This window comes from Paraburkholderia sp. Ac-20342 (assembly GCF_017104985.1).
Taxonomy (GTDB): Bacteria; Pseudomonadota; Gammaproteobacteria; order Burkholderiales; family Burkholderiaceae; genus Paraburkholderia.
In genome coordinates this window covers 1-13,159 of sequence record NZ_JAAGPQ010000063.1, presented here as the reverse complement: position 1 = coordinate 13,159, position 13,159 = coordinate 1, and the positions used below count along the sequence as shown (strand labels likewise).

14 protein-coding genes are annotated in these 13,159 nt (G+C 63.2%); 3 read left to right on the top strand and 11 right to left on the bottom strand.

The annotated features are described in order from the left end of the window. Positions 1-21 precede the first annotated feature (21 nt). From hscB to G3N58_RS23195, 7 genes are all read right to left on the bottom strand, one after another. Entirely contained in the window at positions 22-549 is a 528-nt protein-coding gene (hscB, locus tag G3N58_RS23225) for a Fe-S protein assembly co-chaperone HscB (protein ID WP_167049887.1), read from the bottom strand. 129 nt (positions 550-678) lie between these two features. Further along, positions 679-1,002 (bottom strand): iron-sulfur cluster assembly protein IscA, encoded by a 324-nt coding sequence (gene iscA / locus G3N58_RS23220; RefSeq protein ID WP_167049885.1) that lies wholly within the window; start codon positions 1,000-1,002, stop codon positions 679-681. 125 nt (positions 1,003-1,127) lie between these two features. Further along, entirely contained in the window at positions 1,128-1,541 is a 414-nt protein-coding gene (gene iscU / locus G3N58_RS23215; protein ID WP_167049883.1) for a Fe-S cluster assembly scaffold IscU, read from the bottom strand. A 71-nt stretch (positions 1,542-1,612) separates the two neighbouring features. After that, entirely contained in the window at positions 1,613-2,836 is a 1,224-nt protein-coding gene (locus G3N58_RS23210; protein WP_167285565.1) for an IscS subfamily cysteine desulfurase, read from the bottom strand. Between the two features lie 80 nt (positions 2,837-2,916). After that, a complete protein-coding gene (gene iscR / locus G3N58_RS23205; protein ID WP_167049879.1) occupies positions 2,917-3,447 on the bottom strand; it encodes a Fe-S cluster assembly transcriptional regulator IscR in 531 nt (176 codons plus the stop codon). A gap of 189 nt (positions 3,448-3,636) precedes the next feature. Further along, positions 3,637-4,134, bottom strand: a complete 498-nt coding sequence (locus G3N58_RS23200; protein WP_167049877.1) for a low molecular weight protein-tyrosine-phosphatase — start codon at positions 4,132-4,134, stop codon at positions 3,637-3,639. Positions 4,135-4,294: 160 nt separating this feature from the next. Further along, positions 4,295-4,534: a hypothetical protein gene (locus G3N58_RS23195; protein ID WP_167049875.1), complete on the bottom strand. Its 240-nt coding sequence runs from the start codon at positions 4,532-4,534 to the stop codon at positions 4,295-4,297. 277 nt (positions 4,535-4,811) lie between these two features. On the opposite strand from G3N58_RS23195, the gene G3N58_RS23190 reads away from it, so the two are divergent. Then, on the top strand, positions 4,812-5,333 hold the full coding sequence (locus tag G3N58_RS23190) for a hypothetical protein (RefSeq protein ID WP_206000320.1): 522 nt from the start codon (positions 4,812-4,814) through the stop codon (positions 5,331-5,333). A 108-nt stretch (positions 5,334-5,441) separates the two neighbouring features. On the opposite strand, the gene G3N58_RS23185 is transcribed toward G3N58_RS23190, so the two are convergent. Further along, positions 5,442-6,857, bottom strand: a complete 1,416-nt coding sequence (locus G3N58_RS23185) for a lactate utilization protein B (RefSeq protein ID WP_206000319.1) — start codon at positions 6,855-6,857, stop codon at positions 5,442-5,444. Between the two features lie 101 nt (positions 6,858-6,958). Continuing rightward, a complete protein-coding gene (locus G3N58_RS23180; protein ID WP_206000318.1) occupies positions 6,959-7,684 on the bottom strand; it encodes a (Fe-S)-binding protein in 726 nt (241 codons plus the stop codon). Positions 7,685-7,862: 178 nt separating this feature from the next. Here G3N58_RS23180 and G3N58_RS23175 point away from each other — a divergent pair, with 178 nt between their 5' ends. After that, positions 7,863-8,675, top strand: a complete 813-nt coding sequence (locus G3N58_RS23175; RefSeq protein WP_167285560.1) for an IclR family transcriptional regulator — start codon at positions 7,863-7,865, stop codon at positions 8,673-8,675. A 151-nt stretch (positions 8,676-8,826) separates the two neighbouring features. Here G3N58_RS23175 and pbpG read toward each other — a convergent pair whose 3' ends face one another. Further along, positions 8,827-10,029, bottom strand: coding sequence for a D-alanyl-D-alanine endopeptidase (gene pbpG / locus G3N58_RS23170; RefSeq protein ID WP_206000317.1), 1,203 nt, complete (start codon positions 10,027-10,029; stop codon positions 8,827-8,829). 769 nt (positions 10,030-10,798) lie between these two features. Here pbpG and G3N58_RS23165 point away from each other — a divergent pair. Next, the gene (locus G3N58_RS23165; protein WP_085480624.1) at positions 10,799-11,371 is read left to right on the top strand and encodes a phasin family protein; all 573 of its coding nucleotides are present in this window, start codon (positions 10,799-10,801) and stop codon (positions 11,369-11,371) included. 303 nt (positions 11,372-11,674) lie between these two features. On the opposite strand, the gene lpdA is transcribed toward G3N58_RS23165, so the two are convergent. Continuing rightward, on the bottom strand, positions 11,675-13,159 hold a 1,485-nt coding region (gene lpdA, locus G3N58_RS23160; RefSeq protein WP_206000316.1), incomplete at its 5' end, for a dihydrolipoyl dehydrogenase.

Here is a 13,159-nt window from a genome sequence, read left to right as displayed (position 1 = left end):
TCTGTGGTGCGCGAAACCGCGCTATCCCTCGAGCCGCTCGATCTGCGCGCCGATTTCCGACGCGACGCGCTCGATGAACATCAACTGCCGCACGGCTTCGCCCGCCGCCTGATTGGCGCCGCTGTCGAGCGACGCGCCGAGCTTGTCGAGGCGCCGGCGCTCTTCGTCGCGCAGCTCGGCGAGCAGCGCGTCGAGCGCGTCGACGTTCTTCGCCGCGGCCGCGTCCTCGATGTTCTCGCGCCATTCCATCTGCTGCATCAGGAAGGCCGGCTCCATCGCCGTGTTGTTCTCCGCGCCGACGTCGATGCCGCGCAGCGACAGCAGATAAGTCGCGCGCTTAAGCGGATCACGCAGCGTCTGATACGCCTCGTTCGTGCGGGTCGCCCATTGCATGGCGATGCGCTTTTGCGCGTCGCCGGCCGCCGCGAAGCGGTCCGGATGCACCTGCGCCTGCACGGTGCGATACGCGTGATCGAGCGCGGCGGCATCGAGCGCGAATTGCGCGGGCAGATCGAACAGGTCGAAGTGGCTGTCGTTCAGCGAGGCCATCGGATTAAAAGTCCGTTGATGAAAGCGCACCGGAGTGCGATCTGAAAACACGCTCGGGAAGTACGCGGATCAAACTAAAAAGGCGGCCCGCGCCGCCTTTCATCCGCTGCACGCGGAAAACCGCCGAACCTACACGCGGAACGACTCGCCGCAACCGCATTCGTCCTTCACGTTCGGGTTGTTGAACCTGAAGCCTTCGTTCAGCCCTTCGCGCGCGAAGTCGAGTTCGGTGCCGTCGATATAGGCGAGGCTCTTCGGGTCGACCACGACCTTCACGCCGCTCGTCTCGAACACCTGATCTTCGGGCGCGAGTTCGTCCACGTACTCGAGCTTGTAGGCGAGGCCCGAGCAACCGGTCGTGCGCACGCCGACGCGCAACCCGATGCCCTTACCGCGCCGGATCAGATACTTCTGGACGTGCTGTGCTGCCTTTTCGGTCAACGTAATTGCCATAGCGTTTCTCAATTGCGCAATGCGTGCGCGACGCGGGTGCCGCGCCGCGCGCACCGTGTGTCAGGCGCGCATGCAACGCGCGCCTGACACACGGTGACTCAGCGGTTCAACGACTCTCGCGAGACTCAGGCAGCCTTGCCGTCTTCGGCAACCGCTGCTTCGCCGTGACGCTGCTTGTAGTCGGCGACCGCGGCCTTGATCGCGTCTTCCGCGAGGATCGAGCAGTGGATCTTCACCGGCGGCAGCGCCAGTTCTTCGGCGATCTGCGTGTTCTTGATCGACATGGCCTGATCGAGCGTCTTGCCCTTCACCCATTCGGTGACGAGCGAGCTCGATGCGATTGCCGAGCCGCAGCCGTAGGTCTTGAACTTCGCGTCTTCGATGATGCCGTCCGCGCCGACGCGGATCTGCAGCTTCATTACGTCGCCGCAGGCCGGCGCGCCGACCATGCCGGTACCGACCGCGTCGTCGTCCTTCGCGAAGGAACCGACGTTGCGCGGGTTTTCGTAGTGGTCGAGGACCTTGTCGCTATAAGCCATGATTACACTCCTTGATTCGTTTCAACCTGCAATCCGATGAACGGGGTATCCCACATCGCCCAACTGGCGCGTCAATGCGCGGCCCATTGAATGGTCGACAGATCGATCCCGTCCTTGTGCATTTCCCACAGCGGCGACAGGTCGCGCAGCTTGGAAATCTTCGTCTTCAGCAGGTTGATCACGTAGTCGACATCCTGCTCGGTCGTGAAGCGGCCCACCGTGAAGCGGATCGAGCTGTGCGCGAGTTCGTCGTTGCGGCCGAGCGCGCGCAGCACATACGACGGTTCCAGCGAAGCCGACGTGCACGCCGAACCCGACGACACCGCGACGTCCTTCACCGCCATAATCAGCGATTCGCCTTCGACGAAATTGAAGCTGATGTTCAGGTTGTGCGCGATACGCTTTTCCATGTCGCCGTTCACATACACTTCCTCGATTTCCGAGAGGCCTTTCAGCAGCCGGTCGCGCAGCATGCGCACGCGCTCGTTTTCGGTCGCCATCTCTTCGCGCGCGAGACGGAACGCCTCGCCCATGCCGACGATCTGGTGCGGCGCGAGCGTGCCCGAGCGCATGCCGCGCTCGTGGCCGCCGCCGTGGATCTGCGCCTCGATGCGCACGCGCGGCTTGCGGCGCACGTAGAGCGCGCCGATGCCCTTCGGGCCGTACGTCTTGTGCGCCGAGAACGACATCAGATCGATCTTGAGCTTTTGCAGGTCGATCTCGATCTTGCCGGTGGCCTGCGCCGCGTCGACGTGGAAAATGATGCCCTTCTCGCGCGTGATCTCGCCGATCGCCTCGACGTCCTGGACCACGCCGATCTCGTTGTTCACCGACATCACCGAGACGAGAATCGTGTCCGGGCGCAGCGCGGCCTTGAACACGTCGAGGTCGATCAGACCGTCGGGCTTCACGTCCAGATACGTGACTTCGAAGCCTTCGCGCTCGAGTTCGCGGCAGGTGTCGAGCACGGCCTTGTGCTCGGTCTTCACCGTGATGATGTGCTTGCCCTTGCTCTTGTAGAAGTGTGCGGCACCCTTGATCGCGAGGTTGTCCGACTCCGTCGCGCCCGAGGTCCAGATGATCTCGCGCGGGTCGGCGTTCACGAGCGCGGCGACCTGCTCGCGCGCTTCCTCGACCGCACGCTCCGCGTCCCAGCCGTACGAGTGGCTGCGCGATGCCGGGTTGCCAAACTGCTCGCGCAGATACGGAATCATCTTGTCCACGACGCGCGGATCGATCGGCGTCGTGGCGCTGTAGTCCATGTAAATGGGCAGATGGAGAGAGTCGTTGTTCATCAATTGCTCCGGGGACGTCATGTGCTCTGGCTTCTGGGTTCTCTATGGGACGGCGGGTGTCGTATTTCGCTGCCGCGCCTTCAGGAACCGGCCATGTTGAAAACGGAATTAGGCCCTTTCGGCGCCACGCGGACCGGCTCGACCGCCGGCGCATCGGTACGCCTGTCGCGCAGCACCGCCGGCGCGCCTTCGCGCGAGCGCTGCTGGTCGACCAGATCCTTCAGCGAAACCGAATCGAGGTACTCGACCATTTTCTGGTTCAGCGTCGACCACAGCTCATGCGTCATGCAATGGCCGTCGTGCTGCTTGGTGCCTTCGCACGTGCCCTTGCCGCCGCACTGGGTGGCGTCGAGCGGTTCGTCGACCGCGATGATGATGTCGGCCACCGTGACGTTTTCGGCACGGCGCGCGAGATTGTAGCCGCCGCCCGGCCCGCGCACGGACTCGACGATTTCGTGACGGCGCAGCTTGCCAAACAGCTGCTCGAGATAAGACAGGGAGATGTGCTGGCGCTGGCTGATACCCGCAAGCGTCACCGGGCCCTGCTCCTGGCGCAACGCCAGGTCGATCATCGCCGTGACGGCGAAACGGCCTTTCGTGGTGAGTCTCATATGATGTGGGAACCGCGATTCTCGACAAGTTTTGTCAAGTATAAATACATGAGCGATTTAGTCAAGTATGGCTGACGCGATTTGTGTCGTTTGCTTAATTGAGCGACGTATTTTTTGCCGCCCGGTGCGGTCTTTGCCGGCTTGCGCCAAGGTGCGCGGCGGGCGCTGCCCGACTTACGCTGGCAATTCCTAGGCGAGCAGTTGCGGGCGCAGCGCGGCGATCAAGCCGCGGCAGGCCGCCTCGCACTGATCGAGCACCTGCTCGAAACCTGCCGCGCCACCGAAGTAGGGATCGACGACTTCGCGCGCGCCGGCCCAGCGGCTCTCGGTCTGCGGCACGAATTCCAGCAGCAGACGGATTTTGTCGCGCTGCGCCGGGGGACAAAGCTGATGCAGCGCGGCGACGTTGCGCTCGTCCATGGCGATCAGCAGATCGAAGCGCTCGAAGTCCGCGACCGTGATCTGCCGGCCGCGCAATGTCGCCAACTCGTAGCCACGCTGGCGCGCTGCCTGCTGAGCGCGTTCGTCGGGCGCCTCGCCGATATGCCAGTCGCCGGTGCCGGCCGAGTCGACCAGGATCCGGTCCGCGAGCTTCATTTCGTCGACGAGGTGACGCATCACGCCTTCCGCCGTCGGCGAACGGCAGATATTGCCGAGACAAACGAAACACACGGACACAGTTTTCATCTGCGGATATTCAAGTGCGACTGCGCCACGCGCGGGGCCGATAGCGTTGAGCAAATTGCGTCGCGATTATACAAACCTCGACACAATCGCGCCGGGCGTGATACATGCCATGCAAGCCATGCGCCCTGCTGCGAGCCGCAGCGCTTGCGACGGTGCGCGCTTACGATGCCTCGGAGAGCGGTATCGCCGTCGCGGCAGGCACAGGCTTGACCGGCAACGCCGACGCAGCGTCGATCATGCCGTACGAAACCGCGCGCGCGAGTTCCGCCGTCAGATGGTTCGCATCGAGCGGAGACTGCGACGCACGCGAGGCGGCGTTGCTGCAAATGTGCAGATAGGCGAGCGCGGCGAGAGACACAACAATGACGAGGGGCCAGTACACCGATATTGTCTTTTTCATGATGTCGTTTTCCGATTAAGGGACACATGGGCTCGTGACCCACTATTCCCAGCCCAAATGCTATAGAAATTCACAATCGGGAAAAACCGGATCTGGCGAGATAGATCGTTGCTTGAAATAGAACAGTCAGTTGCTGGTTCTTTCGCCCCACGATCGAACATAAAGGCATGAAAAAGAAGACCTTACAAATACATACAAAGCTCGCGTGACAGGCGGCGATAATACGGGTCTCATTCTTACATCAGCATTTCCTGGTACCTTGCACGTGATCCAACCAATGAAACGTCTTGCACCTCTCGCCGGCCTCGTGGTGGCCGCCCTGCTCGGCGGCTGCGCGGTCTATCCGGACGGCACGCCGATGTACGGCAACGGATACGGCTATAGCGGCTACGAAGGCTATGACGGCTACGCGCCCGGCGCAGCCGTCGTGCCGCAAACCAATGTCTACATGGGATATGGCAATTACCCGGGACCGGAACGCTACTATGGGCCGGGCCCGGGCTATCACGGATATCCGGACCGAGGCCGACCGAACGACAACGACTGGCACCATGGCGATCATGGCGACCATGGCGACCATGGTGGCGGCCCGGGCCAGCCGCACGGCGGACCGCCGCCGCAAGGCGCGGCTGGCGGCCCCCGCGGACCAGGTGGATGGAATGGCCCCCGTCCGGGCGCGGGCGGCCCGCCGCCGGGGCAACCGCAAGCCCAGCAGCAAGGCGGCAACGGCGGCGGACATGGCGGCGGCTCGTGGGGCAGAAACTCCCCGCGTCACTCCGGGCAGATGAACGACCACTGAAGGTCAGGCCGGCGGCTGGCGCTTATGCGCGCCAGCGCCGCCGCAACGGCTGAACGGCCAGAACAGAACAAGCGTCAGGCAAACTCCCGGCCCATCACGACAGCCCGCTCAGCCGATATGGCTGCGCTGCGCCGCATACAACTCCCTGAACGTACGTCCCACCGGCGCCGGCATATCGCGCGTATCGGTCCAGCCCGCGCCGCCGAGCGGCAGTTTGGCAATCGAGCGCTTGCGTCCACCCATGCGTTCGAGCACGCGCACCGCAAGCCTGGTGACGAGCGCATAGACATCGGGATGCAACGCCAGCCAACCCCACACGGCCAGCCCCGCTCGCTCCTTCCACGGCCGCAGACGCCGCTCCGTCTGTTTCTCGCGCAACTTGCGCAACAGGTCGGAGAGCGGAATGCCGACCGGGCACACGCTATTGCACTCCCCGCATAGCGTCGCCGCCTGCGGCAAATCGAGCGCCTTGTCGATGCCGACATAGCTCGGCGTCAATACCGAGCCCATCGGCCCCGGATAGACCCAGCCATAGGCATGGCCGCCGACCTTCTGATAAACCGGGCAATGGTTCATGCACGCCCCGCAGCGGATGCAGCGGAGCATCTCCTGAAAGTCGCCGCCGATGAGCCCCGTGCGCCCGCCGTCGACAAGCACCACGGACATATGCTCGGGCCCGTCCTGATCGCCTGCTCCGCGCGGCCCCGTCAGCATCGAAAAATAGTTCGACGTGGTTTGCCCCGTCGCCGAGCGCGGCAGCAGACGCATCGCGGTCGCCAGGTCTTCGAGCGTCGGCAGCACTTTTTCGATACCGGTGACGGCCACATGGACGCGCGGCATCACCGTGCACATGCCTTCGTTGCCCTCGTTCGTGACGACGACGACCGAGCCCGTTTCGGCGACGATAAAGTTGCCGCCCGTCACGCCCATGTCCGCGCTCAGGAAGTGCGGGCGCAGCATCTCGCGCGCTTCGCGCGTCATGTCGGGAATCTCGGTCAGACGCGGGCGGCCGTGCGTTTTCGCGAACAGGTCGGCGATCTCGTCCTTATCCTTGTGGACGACCGGCGCGATGATGTGGCTCGGCGGCTCGTTGTCGTTGATCTGCAGGATGTATTCGCCGAGATCGGTTTCGATCGACTGCACGCCCATCTGCCCGAGCACTTCGTTCAGGCGCATTTCTTCTGTGACCATCGACTTGGTCTTGATCACCTTCTTCACGTCATGCTGGCGCGCGATATCTCCGACGAGCCGCGCGGCCTCCTGCGTCGTCTCGGCGAACAGCACCGTCACGCCGCGGCGGGCCGCCTCGCGCTCGAAGGTTTCGAGCCACACGTCGAGATTATCGAGCGCGCGATTGCGGCGCTCCTTGAGCGCGGCGCGGGTCGAGGAAAAGTCGATCTCGGTCATCGCGCTGGCGCGCGCCGACACGAACTTCGTGGACAGCTTGGTCAGGTTCTGCTGCAGGCGCTGGTCGGCAAGTTTCTGACCGGCGCGAGCCTTGAACTGCATCGATTGAACTTGCATGGCAGCCTTGGACGGAATCGGAGCGAGGCGCACGCCTCAAACACGCGCGCCAAAAAGAAGCGTAAGCGGCACATGGCGGGCGGCGCGCCGCGGCCCGCGGCTCATTGCACGTCGCCGGCCAGCACCTGCGCGATATGCAGCACGCGCGTCGTCGAATCCCCGTTGCGACGCAGGCGCCCTTCGATATTGAGCATGCAGCCGAGGTCGCCGAGCACCACGGTGCCTGCGCCGCTCGCGGCGATGTTCGCGCATTTTTCGTCGACGATCGCCGTCGAGATGTCGCCGTACTTGACCGCGAAGGTGCCGCCGAAGCCGCAGCAATGTTCGCAGCCCTGCATCTCCGTCACCGCGACGCCCACCTGCGCGAGCAGCTCGCGCGGCTGCGCTTTCACGCCGAGTTCGCGCAGGCCCGAGCACGAGTCGTGATAGGTCACCTGCCCCTCGAACCGGCCCGGCTGCAACTGCACCTTCGCCACGTTGGCGAGAAAATCGGTCAGCTCGAACACCTTCGCACGCAGCCGGCCGAAGCGGTTCATCAGTTCGGGATCGTCGCCGAACAGGTCGCCGTAGTGCGCGCGGATCATGCCGCCGCACGAGCCCGACGGCACCACCACGTAGTCGAACTGCTCGAATTCGCGCAGGGTCTTCTCGGCGAGATCGCGCGCGAGACGGCGGTCGCCCGAGTTATACGCGGGCTGGCCGCAGCAGGTTTGCGCGGGCGGCACCGCGACCTCGAAACCGGCGCCTTCGATCAGCTTGATGACCGAAAAACCGATTTCGGGACGCATCAGGTCGATCAGACAGGTGACGAACAATCCGACTCGCATGGACCCTCCTTCGGGGAAACGTCCCTGATTATCCGCTGTTTGCCGCGCAACACCAACGGCCAGAAGGCATAGGACGCGGCGCGCGGCGGATTCGAGGAGCGCTTCGAAGCGCGTTCGCTTTTTTCACCATACGAGATACAATCGGCTTTCGCTGTTTGACGCATCTACCGATTCTCATATGAGCGATACGAACCCGGATCCCAAAACTTCGATCCAGGTGATCGAACGCATGATGCGCCTGCTCGATGCACTCGCGGCGCATAGCGACCCGGTCAGCCTGAAAGAACTCGCCATCCGCACGGAGCTGCACCCGTCCACGGCGCACCGCATCCTGAACGACATGGTGATGTGCCGCCTCGTCGACCGGTCGGACCCCGGCACCTACCGCCTCGGCATGCGCCTGCTCGAACTGGGCAATCTGGTGAAGGCGCGCCTCTCGGTGCGCGACGCGGCGCTCACGCCGATGCGCGAACTGCATCGGCAGACCGGGCAGACCGTGAATCTGTCGGTGCGTCAGGGCGACGAGATCGTCTATATCGAGCGTGCGTATTCGGAACGTTCGGGCATGCAGGTGGTGCGGGCCATCGGCGGACGCGCGCCGCTGCATCTGACCTCGGTCGGCAAGCTGTTCCTCGCTGCCGACGAAGCGACCCGCGTGCGCGCGTATGCCACGCGTACCGGCCTCTCCGGCCATACGCAGAACAGCATCACCGATCTGGCGAAACTCGAACGCGAGTTGTCGCATGTGCGCCAGCAGGCCTGCGCGCGCGATAACGAGGAGCTGGAGCTCGGCGTGCGCTGCATCGCAGCCGGCATTTACGACGATACCGGCAAGCTCGTCGCGGGGCTGTCGCTATCGGCGCCGGCGGATCGCCTGCAGGACTCGTGGCTCGGGCAACTGAGTCAGACCGCACTGATGATTTCGGAAGCGCTGGGTTATCGGCCGCACCCGCAGCAGGGTCATTCGCACTCGCACGGCCAGCATACGTAGCGGGAGTCGACGAAACGCGGCCGCGCCGTCCGCGGCACCTTTCCCGGCGCCATGCAAAAAGCCTCGCATTCGCGAGGCTTTTTTCTTGCAGGATCACCGCTACCGGTACGCGCTGCCGGTCCGAAAACCGGCTACGGCAATCGTTCAGACATCAGATACCCGAACCGCCGGCATCGGCGCTCGTAATGCGCGGCTGCTCGCCGCCGCCGTTGTCGATCCACGTGCGCAGACGTGCCGCGTCCGCGAAACGCGAGTATTTGCCCGACGAGTCGAGCAGTACCATCACCATCGGACGGCCATGAATGGTCGCCTGCATCACGAGGCACTCACCCGCCTCGTTGATGAAACCGGTCTTCTGCAGACCGATGTCCCACGTCGGGTTGCGCACGAGCGCGTTCGTGCTGTTGTAGGCGAGCGTGCGCTTGCCCGTGTACACCTCGTAGCTGTGATCGGTCGAGAACTTGCGGATCAGCGGGTACTGATACGCCGCGTTGACCATCTTCACGAGATCGCGCGCGGTCGACACATTCATGCTCGTCAGGCCGGTCGGGCTCTCGAAATGCGTGTCGGTCATGCCGAGCTGCTTCGCCTTCGCGTTCATCGCGGCGAGGAACGCCGGGCGGCCGCCCGGGTAATAGCGCGACAGCGCGGCCGCGGCACGGTTTTCCGACGCCATCAGCGCGATATGCAGCATGTCTTCGCGCGACAGCACCGAGCCCACCGACAGACGCGAGCCGGTGTTCTTCACGTAGTCGCGGTCTTCGTCGGTGACTTCGATCTGATCGGTCATCGGCTCTTTCGAATCGAGCACGACCATCGCGGTCATCAGCTTGCTGATCGATGCGATCGGCACAACGGCCCGCGAGTTCTTGTCGAAGAGCGGCTCGCCGCTATTCTGGTCGATCACGTAGGCGACGCTCGAGCGCAGCATCAGCGCGTCGGGCGTTTCGTGCAGACCGAAAGCCTGCCCGACCGAAGGCGAACGCGGCTCATACGCGACGCGACGCACGGCCGAGTGATGGCGGCCGTTCGCCGCGAACGTCACGCGCTTGCGGTGCGCGCCCGCGCGCGGTGCTTCGTCCTCGGCGGCGGCCGCCTTGACGACCGCGCCCTTGCCTGCCTTGACCGAGCGGCTCGACACCTTCGCGGTGGCGGCTGCCGGGGCCGGCTTTTTGGCGGTTTTAGCCGTTTTGACGTGTTTGGAAGTTTTTGCGGTTGCGGCAGTCGTAGCTGCAAAAGTGTTGACAGGCGCGGCAAACGCCGTTGCGACGGCCAGGGAGACGGCCACCGACAGAGCGGTGCTGCGCGCCGCGCCGTGGATCACTTTCAGCGACGAAAACATGTCGGTTTTCATGGGTGTTCGATAGGGAGCGGCGAGAGGTTTCCGCAAGTGTAGTAAAGCAACGAAAAATTAGCAATTTGAAGCACTTATACGCGCTCCTTAAACCGGCTTGTAAGCTCCGATCGCGAAAACGCAAATAAGTGCCGCGACTCGATCGAAAAAAACGATCGTCGCTAGCCATGTCCCGCCATTGCGGCCATGCGCAAGAATCGAGGAGATTCTTGCAGCATAACGACAATTTCGAGACAACCTTGATCCGGGGAAATACGGTCAGGCATCGGCGCGTACCGCAGCGCCGTGCCGCGAGGGCGTTGTGGCTTGGCGACAGATATTTCTTAAGCATCTGCCGAAGCTGACAACGCGCGTTCGACTGTCATGAACGCTTAACGTTCCGTAGCAGTTTGTGGTTTACATCGAACGCAATTTTGCCGGTTTTTGCGGGCGCATGCTCGCTCCCCCACCAGCATCGTCACCGGCCGCAGGAAAAATAATTCCGCGAAACGAGGGCATGGAGTGCTTTATCTCGCATCGACGCGGTGCAACGATCAAATCATTCTGCGTCACATGTATGACATGCCTACCGCATAACGTATTGTTTTATCAGCACTTTCTTAATATTGTGCGACGCACAAAAAATACTTGACAATCTTTGAAGCGATCTTAAAATGGGAACCATTGCTGCGATGCACAATACATCGCGGTCCAGGCAGACGATCACCTGCGTCTCGCCACTAACCCAATGCGGTCCGCACAGACAGACCGCGATCCAGGAGCGTAAACCATGACTCTGCTGACCCCCGAGCAATTCGCCGCAGCCCAGAAAGCCAATTTCGAAACCCTGTTCGGCCTGACGACCAAAGCATTCGAAGGCGTCGAAAAGCTGGTTGAACTGAACCTGCAAGTCGTGAAGTCGACGCTCGCGGAAAGCCAGGAAAACACCCAGCGCGCGCTGTCGGTGAAGGACGCACAAGAACTGCTGGCCCTGCAAGCGAGCCTCGCGCAGCCGGTGGCTGAAAAGGCGCTGTCGTATGGCCGTCACGTGTACGAAATCGTCTCGGCAACGCAAGGCGAATTCACCCGCGTCGCTGAAGCCCAATTCGAAGAACAAAACCGCAAGGTCCAGGCACTCGTCGAAAACGTTGCGAAGAACGCACCGGCTGGTTCGGAAACCGCTGTCGCCGTGATGAAGTCGGCGATCACCGCTGCCAACACGACGTACGAAACGGTCCACAAGGCAACCCGCCAGGCTGTCGAAATCGCTGAAAGCAACTTCAACGCAGCTGCAACGGCCGCGTCGAAGGCCGCTTCGCAAGCCGCCGCGCAAGCTTCGCGCGCAGCCAAGAAGACGGTCTAAGTTTCACATCCGTCCACGCCCCGCATTCGTCGGGGCGTCGCTTTCACGGTTTGATTGGCCGAACGCTCCGATACGTTGAAATGACGTATCGTTTGCCCGGCGCAACTGCCGGGATTTTTTTTCCCGCCGTCGCCGCCGGGTGAATGCGGAAAACGATGCATGCGTGCAGTTCACGCAACGCTTGCGCCCTGCTCTGCCGCATTCCCCAGCCATGAAAAAAAGCGCACTCCGCAAGGAGCGCGCTTTTTTTATTGACCGCTTCGACCCGCCTCGCGCGATCGCGACGAGGCAAGCCGAACCGTCTTACTTCTTCTTCACCGGCGGCAGATCGGTACAGACGCCTTCATACAACTCCGCAGCCATGCCGACCGATTCGCCGAGCGTCGGATGCGGATGGATCGTCTTGCCGATATCCGTCGCGTCCGCGCCCATCTCGATCGCGAGGCACACTTCGCTGATCAGATCGCCCGCATTGAGACCAACGATACCGCCGCCGATCACGCGATGCGTCTCTTCATCGAACAGCAGCTTCGTGAAGCCTTCGTCGCGGCCGTTGGCGATCGCGCGGCCCGACGCGGCCCACGGGAACACCGCCTTGCCGAACTTGACGCCGGCGGCCTTGAGCTGGTCTTCCGTCTTGCCGGCCCATGCCACTTCCGGATCGGTGTAAGCCACCGACGGAATCTGCATCGCGTCGAAGTACGCCTTCTCGCCATGCGCGACCTCAGCTGCCACGTGACCCTCGTGCACCGCCTTGTGCGCGAGCATCGGCTGACCGACGATATCGCCGATCGCGAAGATGTGCGGCACGTTGGTGCGCTGCTGCTGGTCGACTTCGATGAAGCCGCGCTCCGTCACCGCCACGCCGGCCTTCTCCGCGCCGATGCGCTTGCCGTTCGGCGTACGGCCGACGGCCACCAGCACGAGGTCGTAGCGCTGCGGCCCGGCCGGTGCCTTCTCGCCTTCGAACGACACGTAGATGCCGTCGTCCTTCGCCTCGGCGGCGGTGGTCTTGGTCTTCAGCATCACGTTCGCGAAACGCTTGCTGTTGTACTTCTCCCAGACCTTGACGAGATCGCGGTCCGCGCCGGCCATCAGGCCGTCGAGCATTTCGACCACGTCGATCTGCGCGCCGAGCGTCGAGTACACGGTCGCCATTTCCAGACCGATGATGCCGCCGCCGATCACGAGCATGCGCTGCGGAATCTGGCGCAGTTCGAGCGCGCCGGTGGAATCGACCACCCGCGGGTCTTCCGGAATGAACGGCAGCTTCACCGCTTCCGAACCCGCGGCGATGATCGCCTGCCTGAACTTGACGACCTTCTTGCCGCCCTCGGTCTGCACTTCCATGTGGTACGGATCGACGAACGCGCCGGTGCCCGTCACGACTTCGACCTTGCGCGCCTTCGCCATGCCTGCGAGGCCGCCGGTCAGCTTCTTGACGACGCCCGACTTGAAGTCGCGCAGCTTGTCGAGATCGATCTGCGGCTTGCCGAACGTGATGCCGTGCGAGGCGAGATCAGCCGCTTCGTCGATGACGAGCGCGGTGTGCAGCAGCGCCTTCGACGGAATGCAGCCGACGTTCAGACACACGCCGCCGAGCGTCGAATAACGCTCGACCAGCACGGTCTTCATACCGAGGTCGGCGGAACGGAACGCCGCCGAATAGCCGCCCGGGCCCGAGCCGAGCACGAGCATGTCGCACTCGATGTCGGCGCCGCCGGCATAGCTGCCGGCCTGCGGCGCAGGCGCGGCGGCCTTCGGTGCGGCAGCGGGTGCAGGCGCGGC